The 16624-nt window shown below is 41.3% G+C and carries 17 protein-coding genes and 1 pseudogene; 9 read left to right on the forward strand and 9 right to left on the reverse strand.

Annotated elements, in window-relative coordinates; translation table 11 throughout:
- Nucleotides 1-20 precede the first annotated feature (20 nt).
- Nucleotides 21-569, forward strand: coding sequence for a tetratricopeptide repeat protein (locus WH214_RS16865; RefSeq protein ID WP_339422981.1), 549 nt, complete (start codon nucleotides 21-23; stop codon nucleotides 567-569).
- Between the two features lie 12 nt (nucleotides 570-581).
- On the opposite strand, the pseudogene WH214_RS16870 reads toward WH214_RS16865, so the two are convergent.
- Nucleotides 582-1481 (reverse strand): annotated as a pseudogene (locus WH214_RS16870) (NUDIX domain-containing protein).
- Nucleotides 1482-1631: 150 nt separating this feature from the next.
- Here WH214_RS16870 and hemP point away from each other — a divergent pair.
- Nucleotides 1632-1799, forward strand: a complete 168-nt coding sequence (gene hemP / locus WH214_RS16875; RefSeq protein WP_339422431.1) for a hemin uptake protein HemP — start codon at nucleotides 1632-1634, stop codon at nucleotides 1797-1799.
- Nucleotides 1800-1921: 122 nt separating this feature from the next.
- On the opposite strand, the gene WH214_RS16880 is transcribed toward hemP, so the two are convergent.
- The 4 genes from WH214_RS16880 to WH214_RS16895 form a co-directional block, all read right to left on the reverse strand.
- Complete coding sequence (locus WH214_RS16880; RefSeq protein ID WP_339422430.1) at nucleotides 1922-3259, reverse strand: sensor histidine kinase; 1338 nt, start codon at nucleotides 3257-3259, stop codon at nucleotides 1922-1924.
- The gene (locus tag WH214_RS16885) at nucleotides 3259-3921 is read right to left on the reverse strand and encodes a response regulator transcription factor (protein ID WP_339422429.1); all 663 of its coding nucleotides are present in this window, start codon (nucleotides 3919-3921) and stop codon (nucleotides 3259-3261) included. Before WH214_RS16885 ends, WH214_RS16880 begins: the two co-directional genes overlap by 1 nt.
- Nucleotides 3922-4067: 146 nt before the next feature.
- Nucleotides 4068-4430: a NirD/YgiW/YdeI family stress tolerance protein gene (locus WH214_RS16890; RefSeq protein ID WP_125274723.1), complete on the reverse strand. Its 363-nt coding sequence runs from the start codon at nucleotides 4428-4430 to the stop codon at nucleotides 4068-4070.
- Nucleotides 4431-4531: 101 nt separating this feature from the next.
- Nucleotides 4532-6289: a GspE/PulE family protein gene (locus WH214_RS16895; RefSeq protein ID WP_078389484.1), complete on the reverse strand. Its 1758-nt coding sequence runs from the start codon at nucleotides 6287-6289 to the stop codon at nucleotides 4532-4534.
- A 208-nt stretch (nucleotides 6290-6497) separates the two neighbouring features.
- On the opposite strand from WH214_RS16895, the gene WH214_RS16900 reads away from it, so the two are divergent.
- Nucleotides 6498-7754 carry an MgtC/SapB family protein gene (locus WH214_RS16900; RefSeq protein WP_339422428.1) on the forward strand — a complete coding sequence of 419 codons (1257 nt, stop codon included), beginning with the start codon at nucleotides 6498-6500 and terminating at the stop codon, nucleotides 7752-7754.
- Here WH214_RS16900 and tsaA read toward each other — a convergent pair.
- Nucleotides 7751-8470 carry a tRNA (N6-threonylcarbamoyladenosine(37)-N6)-methyltransferase TrmO gene (tsaA, locus tag WH214_RS16905; RefSeq protein ID WP_339422427.1) on the reverse strand — a complete coding sequence of 240 codons (720 nt, stop codon included), beginning with the start codon at nucleotides 8468-8470 and terminating at the stop codon, nucleotides 7751-7753. The two genes, WH214_RS16900 and tsaA, sit on opposite strands and share 4 nt — an antisense overlap.
- 102 nt (nucleotides 8471-8572) lie before the next feature.
- Here tsaA and WH214_RS16910 point away from each other — a divergent pair, with 102 nt between their 5' ends.
- Nucleotides 8573-9352, forward strand: a complete 780-nt coding sequence (locus WH214_RS16910) for a ferredoxin--NADP reductase (protein WP_004982408.1) — start codon at nucleotides 8573-8575, stop codon at nucleotides 9350-9352.
- 108 nt (nucleotides 9353-9460) lie between these two features.
- Complete coding sequence (locus WH214_RS16915; RefSeq protein WP_339422426.1) at nucleotides 9461-10258, forward strand: DUF2071 domain-containing protein; 798 nt, start codon at nucleotides 9461-9463, stop codon at nucleotides 10256-10258.
- 391 nt (nucleotides 10259-10649) lie between these two features.
- On the opposite strand, the gene WH214_RS16920 is transcribed toward WH214_RS16915, so the two are convergent.
- Complete coding sequence (locus WH214_RS16920; RefSeq protein ID WP_339422425.1) at nucleotides 10650-11216, reverse strand: TetR/AcrR family transcriptional regulator; 567 nt, start codon at nucleotides 11214-11216, stop codon at nucleotides 10650-10652.
- A 251-nt stretch (nucleotides 11217-11467) separates the two neighbouring features.
- Here WH214_RS16920 and WH214_RS16925 point away from each other — a divergent pair, with 251 nt between their 5' ends.
- Nucleotides 11468-12310 (forward strand): hypothetical protein, encoded by an 843-nt coding sequence (locus WH214_RS16925; RefSeq protein ID WP_339422424.1) that lies wholly within the window; start codon nucleotides 11468-11470, stop codon nucleotides 12308-12310.
- A 142-nt stretch (nucleotides 12311-12452) separates the two neighbouring features.
- Here WH214_RS16925 and WH214_RS16930 read toward each other — a convergent pair whose 3' ends face one another.
- The gene (locus tag WH214_RS16930; protein ID WP_339422423.1) at nucleotides 12453-13091 is read right to left on the reverse strand and encodes a cation transporter; all 639 of its coding nucleotides are present in this window, start codon (nucleotides 13089-13091) and stop codon (nucleotides 12453-12455) included.
- A 76-nt stretch (nucleotides 13092-13167) separates the two neighbouring features.
- Between WH214_RS16930 and WH214_RS16935 the strand changes: the two genes are divergently transcribed.
- From WH214_RS16935 to WH214_RS16945, 3 genes are all read left to right on the forward strand, one after another.
- On the forward strand, nucleotides 13168-13596 hold the full coding sequence (locus tag WH214_RS16935; RefSeq protein WP_339422422.1) for a Cd(II)/Pb(II)-responsive transcriptional regulator: 429 nt from the start codon (nucleotides 13168-13170) through the stop codon (nucleotides 13594-13596).
- A gap of 453 nt (nucleotides 13597-14049) precedes the next feature.
- Complete coding sequence (gene trhP, locus WH214_RS16940; RefSeq protein WP_339422421.1) at nucleotides 14050-15450, forward strand: prephenate-dependent tRNA uridine(34) hydroxylase TrhP; 1401 nt, start codon at nucleotides 14050-14052, stop codon at nucleotides 15448-15450.
- A 14-nt stretch (nucleotides 15451-15464) separates the two neighbouring features.
- Nucleotides 15465-15719 carry a YfhL family 4Fe-4S dicluster ferredoxin gene (locus tag WH214_RS16945; RefSeq protein WP_339422420.1) on the forward strand — a complete coding sequence of 85 codons (255 nt, stop codon included), beginning with the start codon at nucleotides 15465-15467 and terminating at the stop codon, nucleotides 15717-15719.
- Between the two features lie 287 nt (nucleotides 15720-16006).
- Here the strand turns inward: WH214_RS16945 and WH214_RS16950 are convergent.
- Nucleotides 16007-16624 (reverse strand): FAD-dependent oxidoreductase (locus tag WH214_RS16950; RefSeq protein ID WP_339993792.1); only part of this gene is annotated, 618 nt, incomplete at its 5' end.

Consider the following 16624-nt stretch of genomic DNA (forward strand, 5'->3'; position numbering starts at 1 on the left):
TAGGACGGATTTAAATTTTGATGTGGTTTAAACGTTTAAGTATCTTAGCAACCATCGCGACTGTGGCAGGCTGTCAAAGCCTCCCACAGCCATCTGAAAAAAAGATACCTGAAAAGCCGACACAGACGGATAAAGAGCAGAAATCACCCTCAGGGGTCACAATTCACCCTTATGACCGCGAAGAAATTCAACGTCAGAAGATTGTGATTCCTGAACAGAAAAGCAAACAACAGTTTGATGATGGGCGACAGCTTCCTGCTTTTAAAAATCTGATGCAAAAAACACAAACGGCCTATCGCCAAGGCCAGTGGAGTCAAGCACAAAGCTACGCCATGCAAGCACAGCGTTTAGCGCCACAGTCGAGTGAGACCTTTTTGTATTTGGCTTTAATTGCCAATCAACAAAAACAACCTGCAAATGCGGAATCGCTTGCACGTCGCGGCTTGAGTTATGCCCAAAGCAATGCCATGAAAAAGCAGCTTTGGAGCGTTATCTTAAAAGCAGGTCAAATGCAGAAGAATCAGAAAACCATTCAACAAGCCCAAACAGCAATCAAAAGTCTGTCTTAAAAGCACGCTCCGTTAGATGGAGCGCTGCCCTGCTATACCATAAGCGCCATAACTTTGCGCTTTGGCTAAATCGGCTAACTGTAAGCCGCCTAGAGCAAAAATTGGGATATGAATCTCTTCTGCAATCAAACTCAATTGCTCCCAACCCAAAGTTTCACTATTTGGGTGGCTGAGTGTATCAAGTACGGGACTGAGTAAAAGAGCATCACAGCCAATTTCTTGTGCATGTTCAGCACTGCTACGGTCATGACAGGCCGCAATATAACGCTGCCCAACATTCAGCTCCCCTTTACTCAATTGCATCAGTTGAGATTGTTTCAGGTGTATGGCCGCAACTGCCTGCTGTTGTAGTGGATTTAAACCTTTCCATAGTTCTATATTGACAATCACCCGTGCCAATTGTTCTACACTCAGTTCTGCAATTTTTAAAATATGGTCAGGACTGGCAGGCACTCGCCAATACAGCACTTGTTGTTCAGGCAAATCCTTCAACACATCGATTTGATCTGAAATTTTAATCACGGGTGCAGCATAGAGTCGCTTCAAAATGGCTTGATTGGCTTTTGGAAAGTTAAGATCTTGTAATTAGGCACGCTTGAACCACGCCCATGGTGAGTGAATGTCTGCCAATAGATGATTTGATACTACAGCATGAAATAAATGCAAATTGACAATCACATCGTCATATTCAAACTGAATACAGTCAAAAGCATGCCAATCTTGTATATCAATTCCGACCTCTTCTAACACTTCACGGCGACAAGCTTGCTCAGGCGTTTCACCTGCTTCCACCTTCCCTCCAGGAAATTCGTGCTTATTGCCCTGATGCTGTTCCGCCTGGCGCCAGCCCACCAACACTTTGCCTTGATGTAAAAGGATGGCTATAGCAACTTGAACCAAAGGTTTTGACATAATCAGATTCCATTTCAGATGTGTAGTGTATTGAGTGATTGCATGTAACGATATTGAAGTTTTTTATATTTTCAGCGAGAAAATGTTGACAGCCTCATTCGATAATGATTATCATTTAAATCGTTCAACATATACCACGGAGTCGCCAGAATGAACGCACCATTTAGCTTATTTACTCGTAACGAAACAGCCCATTCACTACCAATGCTATACTCAAACAACTTATTTGCCCTAGGCCGTGAAATTCGCATTATGCATGCTGGAGAAGAGTATCGTCTACGACTCACTCGCAATAATCGACTCATTCTTACCAAATAAGAACTATAAAAACCCAATAACAATAATCGTGGAAACAAGCAGTATGTCAGCGCGTACTGCTTTTTAATGTCTTTATGTTTGATCATTTATGCTGTTTTTATCACAGATCACAATCTGCATATCTAAGTCTCAACCCGATTCAACAGCAGCTCCACTTTTAAACCGCCTAAGTCGGATGAACTAAATAACAACTGCCCTGCGTGTAAATCGACAATTTTCTGACAAATCGATAAGCCCAAGCCTGAACCTTGTGTTTTTGTACCTAAAGCCCGATAGAAGCGTTCACCCAAGCGCTGGATAACCGCAGAATCGACCCCATGTCCACTATTTTCAATCCTCAGTCTGAGTTGCTGTTCTTCAATCGTGAGCTTGACAAAAACTTGTGTCTGCTCGGGGCTATAGCGAATGGCATTGTCGAGCAAATTGCGAAGTGCGCTAAATAAGAGCTGCTCATTGGCCAAGACACAGGCTTGCTCTGCAAGCACCACGTTAATTTTAATCTGTTTTGAGTCCGCAAACGGCTGTAAAGCTTTAATCACGTCCTGCATTAGCAGACTGAAGTCAAACTTAGTCTTCGCTAAGCTTTCCTTTTGCTCAGGGTCTAGACGTGCCAGCAACAACAAATTATCCAACACCTGCACCCCACGACTGACATCTTGTTGGATCGGTTTGAACTCACTTTCAAGTTCAGGAAACTTGCGCTTGAGCACCTGAAGTCGCATTTGTATCGCAGACAGTGGAGAACGTAACTCATGTGAAGCATCCGCGGTAAAGCGCTGCTCTGCCACTAAAGCTTGGTCTAAACGCGCCAATAAGGCATTCAGCTGCGATAACATCGGTTGCAACTCAATCAGCTCAGGTTCTGGCATAGAAATAGGTGCTAAATCATTGACTGATTTATTTGAAATCTGCTCTGAAACTTGGTATATCACCCGAAATTTACGTCGAATGACAAAATGCATCAACAACCACTGTACACACCAGACTAAAAACAACATACCGCTGAAAACTAGGATGCTTTGCCAAAATGCATGGAAACGTTCGGACATCGACTGGGTCACTTGAACCTGTAAACCATGATTATCCTGCGCATTATAAATACGCCACAGTTTGTGCTCTGACCAATAAAAACCATAAGGTGCATCTGAAACCAAACTCAAATGATCCACGGTTATTTTTTCAGGAACATCTTCGGATGCAGTCAAAAGTTGCTGTGCATTATCGAGTCGATAGCGAATATCAAACTCATCACTAAGCTCTGCCAAAGCTTGACCATTGCTGACCGTTAAATCATCTGCCAGCAACATATCGGCCATTTCATCCATGATTTCATCTTGCATAGACATGGTCTGATAAACCGACACCCCAATAAACATCAGCAATGCCAAAAGCCCCGCCAGTATCGAACTGAGGAGCGAACTTTTAACGAGCTGACGCTGGAGTGAAATTGGCTGAGCCATTATGTGTCCTGATTCATTCTGTAGCCCAAACCACGAATGGTTTTAATACACTGACTACCGAGTTTTTTTCGCAATTGATAAATAAAGACCTCAATCGCATTACTTTCGATCTCACCACCCCATGCATAAAGACTTTCCTCAAGTTGTTCCCGCGTAACGACATATTCGGGCTTGAGCATCAATTTATGCAAAATTTGAAACTCTTTGGCGGTTAAATTAACAGCTTGACCATTTTGAGTCACACTTTTGGCTTGTGGGTCGAGTTGGATATTGGCATAGCTCAATACTTGCGAGCTACTATGCTGTTGCTGTCGAAGTTGTAAGCGAATTCGAGCAGATAATTCCTCTAGACTAAAAGGTTTGACCAAATAATCATTGGCGCCCAAATCTAGCCCTTCGACTCGATCTCGAATACTGTCACGCGCTGTTAAAAAAATCACAGGAGTCGATAGGTTCTTGCCACGGACTTTCAGCAAAATGTCATCACCTGTGGCATGTGGCAAACCTCGATCTAAAAGCACACAGTCATACTGATGCTGTTCAATGGCTAAAATGGCATGGTCGCCCCGTTCCACCCAGTCCACACTGTAGCCATCCATTTCAAGCCAAGTTTTAATACTCTCAGCTTGAGAGGCATCATCTTCTGCTAATAATATCCGCACTGCTTAACCTGCCTTATTACGATTGTTTAGATCATGCCGTGAAATGGCTCAAAATACAAAAAACCACAGGGCTAATATCCAATCAAAGCCCTGTGGTTTTTTTAAGAAAGCCCGATCAAATTTGGATTGAGATTGGACTAGCGTGTTTAGAATTTCACCTGATCTACATCAATTTCAACGCGTTTTGCTGGTTTGTAGTCAATATCCACTTCACCGATAATGGTTACAGGTGTTTTAGCTGAAATCGCTTTGCCACCCCATAGTTCATCATCAATGTCGACAGTGATTGAACCTGTTTGGTCACGGAATTCATACTTCTCATCCCCAATGGCTTTGACCACATAACCTTTTAACTGGACGTGACTGTCATCTTTTAATGTTAGCGCATGCTTAACCGTAGTTGGTGTTGAAGCAGCAACTGCCGCTTGGTTCACTGCGGTGTTTGCTACAGCGACAGTGGTTGAACCAATAACACCAGTAACCAATAACGCTTTCATCATCATATTCATATCCAGTACCTCTATTTAATTGTTCATCTATTTGATGAAGTGATTAAACCAAAACTAGATGAGTTGAATCTTAAGAAAGCTTCAAGTAAAGCATTAAAGGTTTAGTTGAGTGGGACAACACGTAACACTTCCTCTAGCGTGGTGACGCCTTCTAAAACTTTACGTGCCCCTGCGATTCTTAAAGGCTCAATGCCTTCTTTTTTGGCTTGTTGACGCAGTGCAGTCAAGTCACCATTGGCACCAATCAGTTGCTTCGCCTCTAAACTCACAGGCATAAATTCATAAATACCGACTCGTCCTTTATAACCCGTTTGCCGACACTCTTCACATCCTACTGCGGTAAAGACTTTTTCAGGCATTTCCATGATGTAATCAAAAGTCAGATGCTCCCATTCTTGGCTGTTGATTTGCTTTTCAACTTTACAATGTGGACATAAACGACGTACGAGACGCTGTGCCAATACCCCTAAAATGGTTGCCGCGGTTAAGAACGGCTGTACGCCTAAATCATGCAAACGCGTTAGGCTGGAGGGCGCATCATTGGTATGCAGAGTTGACAGCACTAAATGTCCTGTAAGTGCTGCTTGAATCGCCATATTGGCCGTATCATGGTCACGAATCTCACCGACCATAATAATGTCAGGGTCTTGACGCATCAGTGCGCGAACACCATCAGCAAACCCAAGATCAATGCCTGTATTCACCTGCATTTGGTTAAAACTCGGCTCTAACATCTCAATTGGGTCTTCAATGGTACAGACGTTCACTTGTTCAGTAGCTAATTGTTTCAAAGAAGAATAAAGCGTGGTGGTTTTACCTGAACCCGTTGGCCCTGTCACTAAAATAATGCCGTGACTATGCGAAGTCAGCGCTTGCCAATCACTGAGCAAATGCCCTTCAAAACCCAACTGCTGAAAGCTACGCACTAAAACTTCAGGGTCAAAAATACGCATCACCAACTTTTCACCAAAAGCGGTCGGTAAAGTCGAAAGACGCAGTTCTGTTTCTTGTCCTTTCGGTGTCCGTGTTTTTAAACGTCCATCTTGTGGTTTACGTTTTTCCGCCACGTTCATTCGACCTAAAATTTTAATCCGTGAAATCACCGCGGTTAAAGTATTGGCAGGCATGTTATAAATCGTATGTAATACCCCATCAATACGGAAACGAACTTTGCCGTTGTCTTTACGTGGTTCTAAGTGAATATCACTGGCACCTTGCTCAAAAGCAAACTGTAAAACCCAGTCGACTAATTTAACAATGTGTTGGTCATTGGCATCAGGGTTTTGACTATCGCCCAACTGTAAAAGTGCTTCAACGCCTTTATTATCACGGTCATAACTCCCAGACTTCTGGGAGTTACTGACAGCACGGCTCACCTGATAATACTCGACCATATAGCGCTGTAATTGTTCAGGACTGAGCAATACACGCTGGATTTTTTTCGGTGCAACATTCTGCTCCAAATTTGCGATCCAATCTTTCATATACGGCTGATCTGTTGCAATCAACACTTGATTGGCCTGAACTTCAACAGCCAAGATTTTATTGCGGAAGGCGAATTCTTGAGACATCACCGAAGTCAAAGCTTGCACATCGGCTTTGAGTGGATCAATCACATAAAACGGTAATTGGGTCTTTTCGGCTAACCACTGACAGAGCCGATTTAATGTCAGTCTCGACTGAGGATGCGACTGATCCACCAGATTAAAATGAGCAATCCACTGTAATGGATGCCACTTCAATTGATCGCGTTGACGGTGCGAGGTTTGTACTAGATTTTTTTCTTTTTCAGTAATTCGCCCATCTTTAAACAGTTGATCTAAGCACCAAGTGGTATCAATTTCAAAATTAAAATTCATTGTTATACGTCCCCAAACATAACCCCACTATAGCAAGATTTTCTGTATTCATTCGCACAAAGCATAAGCAAATCCTACAAATATCGAGGAGTAGCCAAGCTCATAAATATAATCACGAATTTACTCACAAATCTTGCTCTTTTAACTTGAATCCACCTTCAGCATTCGCCTATATTTTAGACAGATCATTAGCTTTTGTGAGGTAGGCTTGGACTTCAGCGCAGTTTTCATCAACAGCTTTGCTTTATCTGAGGTCCTCATCACCTTGGCTTCAGCATTGGGCTGTGGCCTCTTGATTGGTCTAGAGCGCGAACGAAGCAAGCAACGTGAAAACCAACAGAGCTTTGCAGGACTACGCTCCTTTGCCATTTGTGCCCTTCTCGGTGCTATTTGTTTTTTATTTGGTGTCAATATTGGCATTGTCGGTGCGCTCATCATCGGCGGCATAGTTATATTCTCAATGAAAAACCAAACAGAAGATGTGGGTTCAACCACTGAACTTGCCTTTGTCATGACCTATTTTATCGGGGCGATGTGCTTATGGAATACACCACTTGCTGCAGGTTTAGCCGTGCTCCTGACCATTATTTTAATGACCAAACATCCAATGCACAGCATTGCAGGGAAATGGATTACTGAGGCTGAGTTTAAAGACGGTATCTTTCTTCTAGCACTGATTTTAATTGCCTTGCCCTTAACGCCGAATACGCCTTTATGGGGTGCTGTGCTGAATCCCTATATTATTTTAAAATTAGTCACGCTCATCCTTGCTGTTCAAGCGCTTGCACATATTGCCAAACGACTGCTGAACACTAAAAATGCCATGATTTTATCGGCAATCGCATCAGGTTTTGTATCCAGTACAGCGACTGTTGCTAGCTTAGGCATGGAAGTACGTGCAGGTCGAGCACTCGCCAAACCCAATGCAGGTGCAGCGCTCATGTCCTGTATTGCGACTTTATTGCAACTGCTGATTATAGTCGCAGGTGTGAGTATACTTTGGCTCAAAACCATACTGCTTCCGACCCTTGTAGCAAGTGTCCTTTTAGGGATCTGTGCTTATGCCTTAGTACGATCTGCCCCTGCACAAGAACAACATCAACCCACTGATTCACGCATGTTTAGCTTAAAAGAGGCTGGCATTATTGCCCTGACTTTGACGCTCATCCAAGCCGGAGTGTATGGACTCAACCTTTGGCTGGGAGATGCAGGTTTAATCGCTGGGACTTTGCTGGCTTCTTTGTTTGAGATTCATGCAGCGATGGCAACAGTGGTCATGCAAGGGGCACCGACAGACACGGCAGCAATGTCTGCATTTATATTAGGTTTGGCTGCACACGCTGTTGCTAAATCCGTTAATGCCGCCTTAACAGGTGGTAAGCAATACTTTATTGCTTTTGCCCCGATTCAGATTTTGCATATGGTGGTTTTGATTGGGCTGTTGTACTGGAGCTTATCTCTTTAAGACTCTAATTCTACGGCCGTGATACTCACTGTAGTTTCACCCACTGTAAAAGCGATATCAACAGCAGCAAATTTCATTTTATATACCCGTGCTTCATCATCCTGATACGCAGGTCTGGGATCTAAAGATAAAACGGCTTCAAGCTCTTGTACGGTCTGTAGTGAAAGTTTTTCACTCATCAAAAGCTGCTGCTTCTGTTCGATCGCCCGATCCGACCATATCACCGATTTACGTTTAGGTTCATCTTGCGCATAGCCACTTTCCGCTTCTATAACGGCATCTGAGTAGTATATATAAGGTTTAATATCCACAATCGGAGTGCCATCTAGCAAATCACTTCCTGTGACATACACTCGAACTGACTTCCCTTCTTTTTTGACACACTTGAGCCTTACCACCGATAGACCAATCGGTGAAGGCCGATACATGCTGCGCGTAGCAAACACCCCTATTTTTTTATTCCCTCCTAAGCGTGGCGGACGAACTTGTGGACGAAACTGGTTTTTTTCTGGATTTTTATTGTCATGAAACTGCCACACCAACCATAAATGACTAAATGCTTCAATCCCTTCAAAGGCCAGAACATCATTATAAGGTACTGACATTTCAATATACGATTCCACTTGAACCAAATTAGGCTGACGAGGAATACCAAACTTTTCCTTATAGGAAGAGTGCATATAGCCAATAATCGGTAAGGTTAACTCAGTCATCATCACTTTTTCTAATAAGCTCAATTAAATATATTCAGTTTATCGAGAATGATTTTAGATTAGAATAGCAACCTGTTCTAATTTGATAATTTATTGAGACCTTTAATGGCTGCTTTCAACGTCGAAAAGATTACTCACGTCCACCATTGGAATGATACTTTATTCTCTTTTAAAACGACGCGCGACACTGCTCTACGTTTTAAAAACGGTCAATTTGTGATGATCGGCCTTGAAGTAAATGGCAAACCGTTAATGCGTGCTTATTCTATTGCTAGCGCAAACTACGAAGAAGAACTTGAGTTTTTCTCAATTAAAGTTCCTGATGGCCCGTTAACCTCTATTTTACAAAAAGTTAAAGTGGGTGACGAAATTCTGGTATCTAAAAAACCAACTGGAACTTTAGTACTTGATGACTTAAACCCAGGTAAAAACTTATACCTACTTTCTTCTGGTACAGGTCTTGCGCCGTTCTTAGCAACCATTCGTGATCCTGAAACGTACGAACGTTTTGAGAAAGTGATTGTGGTTCATGGTACACGTTTCATTTCTGAGTTGGCTTACCAAGACCTCATTTTAGACGAACTTCCGAACAATGAGTTCTTTGAAGAGTTAGGCATTAAAGACAAATTGGTTTACTACCCAACGGTTACTCGTGAAGACTATCCAAACCAAGGTCGTGTAACAACAGTAATTGAAACTGGTGAGATTTTTGAGAAGATCGGTTTACCACGTTTCAACCCAGAAACAGACCGTGCAATGCTTTGCGGTAGCCCTGCATTCCTTGATGACGTTGCTGCACTTCTAGACCAACATGGTTTAAAAGAGTCGCCGCGTATGGGTGTACTCGGTGACTACGTGATTGAACGCGCATTCGTTGAAAAATAATATCGTATAAAGATATTAAAAAACCGAAGCTTAGGCTTCGGTTTTTTATTTACTCTACGTATAGTTTTATCTAATATTAAAAAAATAACAAATCTAGAATTTAAACCAATGACCTTTCCAGAACTCAAATTTAAAGACTATTTACATCCGAAACCCAAGCCCAGCGGCCTCGATGTACAGTGTAAACTCCAGCATTTTGCCCTCATTACTTATGCCGTTGACCCTACTCGTTTTAAAGAAATCATTCCAGCACGATTTAAGCTAGACACGGTACACTACCAAGGCAAACAACATGCACTAATGTCGGTAGTCCCCTTCATCGATGTCGATTTCAGCCCTGCGGTTTATCCTTTTCCAAAATTCACGATGGGGCAAACCAATTATCGGGTCTACGTGATTGATCAGGAGACACAGGAACGTTGTGTTTGGTTTTTAGGAACGACTTTGGACTCTTGGACATTGATCGTTCCTCGTTATGTTTGGCAACTACCGTGGCATCCTGCACAGATTGAGTTTGATTGTCAGCAAGATGTAGAGGGTCGATATACACAATATAGAATGCGTACCCAATCGGCATGGGCCACTTCAAATGTACATTTGTCTCAGTCCGAACATGACCAATGGCATTTTGAAGGCTTTCCCAATTTAGAAAGCTATCAGGTCTTCTTGACTCATCCTTTGGCAGGATTTTACCATCGCCGCGATGGAAAACTTGGCAGCTATCGCGTGTGGCATGGTCGCTTAAATCCGAAACCCGCAACACTACACTATGCTCGCTTTGAACTTCTAGCAAGGCTTAATCTTGTATGCTATGAAGATCAGCTCAAACCCTATAGTGTTCTGATTGAACCAATCAATGAATTTACCATTTATTTACCCCCCAAGGTGCTTAAATCATTCGGCTGAATAACACAATAAATAATGAATACCCTACAGTTTTTAAGGAATATTAAGCATAATGAATAAATTTCAGCCAAAATAATGAGAGATTGGTTGTTTTTCTCCACAAAGTCTCTATAATTCAACAAAACAGACAAGTCTGTCTATTTTTGCTGAAATACTGAATGACCGAAAACATTCAGAGGGTACAAAAAATATAAGAAGGCACATTAAGTTGCTCATATTCATATCATGCATTATTGTCAAATAATGTGCGATATGGAACATAATCATTATCAGCAAAGCGCGATAACTTAACCGTTATCGCGCTTATTTATTTGTACTTGATTTATTTTAAACTCATTTAAGCCAGCAATATAATGTGTATTGAGTTAACTCTAAGATTAAAGTTGATACATTAGACAGCTGAAAGTTCCATTTGGATTAAAGTATTTACACGCTTCCAATAATCTTCCAAATGCACTTGGTTCGGATCGATTTGCGCCTGTATGGTCATGCCATCCAAAATACTGGATAAAAAAGCCGCCAACTGTTCATCCTGCTTCACACCTAGACGATTCAAAGCCTGACATAACTTGCCTTTTAACCATTCTTTATAATCAATTGCAGGCTGTAGCGAAGAAGGATAAATTTTTGAAATTTCTTCAACTGCCTTTTGGAACATACAACCGTTAAAATCCGTGCTATGAAACCAAGCATGGTACCATTCAAAAATTGCACGAATATGGGAGAGATAATCACTTGGGTCACATGCAGCAATCGTCGCTTCAAGCGACTGCTGTAAATTTTGGTTTCTTGTCACTAAGCATTCTTCAATTAATTTAGCTTTAGATGGGAAGTATTTGTAAAACGTCATTTTAGCAACGCCAGACTCGCTAATAATCCGATCCACACCGATAGAATTATAACTATGTGAGTTAAAGAGATTAAGCGCTGTGTTAATGATGTCTTCTTTTTTTGACATTTATTTTACCTGATGCACAAAACTTTAAAATTAAGCCATTAACCCAAAAGAACAGCACATGAAAACGAAATACATCGATTGAAGACGATATTATATATCAAATTTAGATCAACACCGTTTTTTTATAAGAAACAATATCAATATTAAAATAAGCATTTGAAATATATAGTTTTTAATATAAATAAAACACTAGAAGAATCGAGTCGTTTTCACTATGATAAAAATGATGACAATTAAAATTTACCTCGTATATGAATGCTCGCTCCTTCACCCAGTCTGAACATACCCGCGCAGAAGTTTTGCGCTTTATTGAACGATCCTTAAGCCCAGCATCATGGGCAACCAACACTCAAGCGATCAGCCATTTAAAGCAAACGACAGCTGAACATATTTTATTCCAACATCCGATACTGACACGGCTGCATCAATGCCAAATGAGCCTTGAACAGCTGAAATTTATTCATCTGAATTATTTTACCGCCATTGTTAAAATTTTCACTGATGCTTTGAGTATGGCTATGTATCAAGCGCTGCAACTTGAGCACGACAGTAATATCGTGGAGCAAGACCGCATTGCAGCCAAGATATATGCACGTTATTTGTTGTCACTAAATCTTCTAGATGAATTGGGTTTTAATACCCACCAACTTGAGAAAAGCTCGCCCTCTAAATCGCATTTGGTCTATTTCCTTCAACTGATGCAGCAACTTGAACTCAATGCCACCGATCAAAAACAGACCGAGCCTGAAGCATTTGCAATCTCACAATTTATTCAAGAACATATTCATTCTTATGCAGACTTGCTGCTCATTTTGGCTTGTACTGAACTACAAGTGATTAAGTTTAGTGAAGCACTCAGAACTAATCTCGCAGCCTATGATCCTTTATTTACCCAAGGCTACTATGCATGTCATGGGCTTGCAGAAACATCTGATACAACCCTTGCTAACGATGACAATCATGAAGACGACATTTGGGTGCTATTCACACAATGCTATAAACCTGAACAAGCTCTGAATTTCCAGCAACTTCAAGCTGAGTATTTAAGTCTATGGAATAATTTTTGGAGCAAGGTGAATTTACGAACTCATTAATTCACCTCAGTAGTTAAACGTCCTTGTACACTCACGTATCCAACTCTTGAATATGGAGTGAATTCACATCTTATGAATGCCAAGCATTAATTTCCAGCAGTAATATTAAATCTAGAATTAAACCGTAGAAGCACTCTCACTTTTATTGTGCAGTCGAATTTTCTAATACACTTTTTCTGCGCTCAGATAATGCTTTGCTCACCACTTGATAACCCGCAGTCATACCTAAAGTCGCCATAATGCCTGCCACGATTATGTCTGGCCACAAACTGCCTGTACCAAATACACCTATTGCAGCAAAAATAACCGCCACATTTCCAATCGCATCATTTCGACTACAAAGCCAGACCGATTGCATATTAGAGTCACCTTCTCTAAAGGCATATAAAATGACGGCACAAACCACATTCGCGAGCAAAGCAATCACACCAATCACCCCCATGGTCATAGCTTCAGGCGAAATTCCCAAAACATAGGCATAAATCACTTTACCAATCACCACCAAGCCAAACAACGCCATGGTCATGCCTTTGAGCAGTGCCACTGTCGCCCGCCAATATAAACTCGCACCAAGCACCGCTAGGGAAATACCATAGTTGACTGCATCACCAAAGAAATCTAAAGAATCGGCCCATAAGGATGACGAATGTGCATAAGCTCCACCAATAAGCTCCACCACGAACATAGCTAAATTGATAAATAAGGCTATCCACAATGCCGTTCTAAACTTACTATTTGGCTTTTGCGGTGCAGGTGCACAACTGCAAGAAGAACATGCCATATATACAACCTCTATCCAGACGTAATCATTTTCTATTATGATTAAAAACTATGGAGTCGCTCTAAGGTCAAGCAAAATGAATCAACAAAACTCATCTCCTGTTTATTTGATGAAAGACTTAGTCCATAAAACAGGATTAAGTGCCGATACCATTCGTTTCTATGAAAAAAAGCATTTATTAGAGCCTTCTTTTCGCGGGGACAATAACTATCGCTATTATCAAGATGATGCGCTTAAACGACTCATTTTTATTAAACGTTGCCGTGCGCTGGATATCTCACTCAAAGAAATTGAATACCTGATTGAACTGGAACAAAAGCCTCAACAAGACTGTAGTGCGGTCAATCAACTGATCGATGAACATTTAAAACAAGTCGAACAAAAAATCATTGAATTGCAAAAATTCCAGATACAGCTACAACAGCTTCGACAATCTTGCGCAACTCAATCAACCATTGATGATTGTCAAATTTTAAGACATCTTGAAGCAGGGCTAGATGTATAAAACACATCAATACAAAATTTAGACTGTGGGTATTACTCCATTTTGCGATACATTTGCCCGAACGTTGCATGGTCAATCTAGGACTTTTATATTTAATTTTTTCATAATTTCAGAAATAAAAAATCTAGCCTAACCTCAAATCTAATAAAAATGATCCCTAATTATTTCGGATAAAAGGCCGCAAAGAACTCTAGCTTTTTGATGATTAGAACCTCAGGTAAGTTTTATATAACCGATCTTTTACTTTATAAAACAAGGATATTTAAATTCACTTCTATTCTCACCCATATAAAACTATCTATCTAGATACTTATCATTAAGCACTCACATCCAGCGTTTGAACATGTAATTTTCGCGTCTATAACCGTTTAAATTCCGAGTTGTTTACTAGGTTGAATCTATTTTTTAAAGCCCTACAATAAACCCATATTTTTTTTATGCCTTAGTTTAATCATGAGCATTCATCACGTTACTGAACTTCTTTCTCCTGCAGGTTCGCTTAAAAATATGCGTTATGCATTTGCCTATGGTGCAGATGCAGTCTATGCCGGACAACCTCGTTACAGTTTACGTGTGCGCAATAATGAATTTGACCATGACAATCTGGCTATCGGCATTCAAGAAGCGCATGACTTAGGAAAAAAGTTTTATGTGGTCGTCAACATTCAACCGCATAACTCGAAACTCAAAAACTTTATTCGCGACCTCACACCTGTGGTTGCGATGCAACCCGATGCCCTGATCATGTCGGATCCAGGGCTAATTATGATGGTACGCGAACATTTTCCAGACATGGATGTGCATCTTTCGGTTCAAGCTAATGCCATTAACTGGGCTACAGTGAAATTTTGGAAGAACATGGGCCTGACTCGTGTCATTTTGTCCCGTGAATTATCTATTGATGAAATTGAAGAAATTAAGCAGCAAGTGCCTGACATGGAAATTGAGGTTTTTGTGCATGGTGCGCTATGCATGGCGTACTCTGGACGTTGCATGCTTTCAGGCTATATGAATAAACGTGATGCCAATCAGGGGGCATGTACCAATGCTTGCCGTTGGGAATACAAAGTACACGAGACTCAGCAAGATGAAAATGGCGATGTGATCCCAGTCCAAAATCTGAATACAGGCTCCAACTGCTGTTCAAGCTCTGATGCTGATGAACTGCATATGCAAGCACAGCATCAGTTTGATGAACCCGTATTACTACAACGTCATGAAGAAGACATGTTTGCTGCTGAAGAAGACGAACATGGTACTTACTTTATGAACTCAAAAGACTTGCGCGCGGTGCAACATGTTGAGCGCTTAACCCAAATGGGGATCCATTCTTTAAAAATTGAAGGACGCACCAAGTCTTATTTTTACTGTGCCCGTACTGCTCAAATTTATCGCAAAGCCATAGATGATGCGCTCGCAGGTAAACCTTTCGATTCCTCACTCATGACACAACTCGAAGGTCTGGCCAACCGTGGTTATACCGAAGGTTTTTTACGCCGCCACGTGCATAGCGAATATCAAAATTATGAAAATGGTTCATCCAGTTTTGACCATCAACAATACTGCGGTGAAATTTTGGAACGAAATGGCGATTATCTGAAAGTCGATGTCAAAAACCGTTTTGTAGTGGGCGATGTGCTCGAACTCATGACCACTTCAGGCAACATCACTTTTAAACTAACAGAAATCCTCGATAAAAAAGGCAATCCAACCCTTGAGGCGAAAGGTTCAGGGCATGTGGTTGCAATACCTGTTCCTGCTGATGTCGACATGCGCTATGCCCTACTCATTCGTAACTTACCGCATTCAAGCACTGACATTTCAGCGCCTGCATTGGCCTATGTTGCAAACTGACTGGGGATATTGCCATGGCACTACGAATAACGGATGCTTGTATTAACTGTGATATGTGTCTTCCTGAATGTCCCAATACCGCTATTTTTGAAGGTGATAAAATTTATGAAATAGACGTCAACCGCTGCACCGAGTGTGTTGGTTTTTATGATACCCAAACCTGTGTCGATGTTTGCCCAATTGCCTGTATCGAGCCACATCCAGAACACGTTGAAACACAACAACAACTGTTAGAAAAATTTAAAGGATTGAACTTATTTAGCGTCTAACCTTGGGGAAAGTAGAAAAGAAACCGAGTACTGACCACACTCAGAGTTTCAAAACAAAAACTGGGCAAAGAATAACAATAAACAAAAACTAAATGAAAAAGCCAAAGTGACTGGGGAGCACTTTGGCTTTTTCTTTGTACAAGATATTTGCTTTAAACGAAAAAAAAAGGAACTGAGCTGTTAGCGACTCAGTTCCTATCAAGGGTAAAACCAAAGATCAGCGATACAACATAAAGGGGAAAAGCCAACGTATATTTTGGGAGAGCGTTGGCTTTTTCATTTCACACTTACAGCCCAGAACGAATAATATAATCAAAAGCAGACAGAGATGCTTTTGCACCTTCACCTGTGGCAATGATGATTTGCTTGTAAGGCACTGTCGTACAGTCACCTGCGGCAAATACACCTTTGACATTGGTTTCGTTGCGATCATTAATCACAATCTCACCACGGTTTGAAAGCTCAACCGCTGTTTCTTTGAGGAAATCGGTGTTTGGCAATAAACCAATTTGCACAAAGATTCCTGCAAGCTCAACCGAATGTTCTACATCAGTTGCGCGATCTTTATATTTCAATGCTGTCACTTGCTTACCATCACCCACAACTTCGGTTGATAGGGCGTTCAGGATTACTGTGGTATTAGGCAAGCTATGCAATTTGTCTTGCAACACTTGGTCCGCACGTAGTTTGGTATCAAACTCAACCAAAGTCACATGTTCTACAATCCCAGCAAGATCAATCGCAGCTTCGACACCTGAGTTCCCTCCACCAATCACAGCAACACGTTTGCCTTTAAACAGTGGACCATCACAGTGTGGGCAGTAGGCAACACCACGAGTACGGTATTCTGCTTCACCAGGCACATTCATTTCTCTCCAACGTGCACCTGTTGAAAGGATTACCGT

It is taken from the genome of Acinetobacter sp. MYb191 (assembly GCF_037572605.1).
Classification (GTDB): Bacteria; Pseudomonadota; Gammaproteobacteria; order Pseudomonadales; family Moraxellaceae; genus Acinetobacter; species Acinetobacter johnsonii.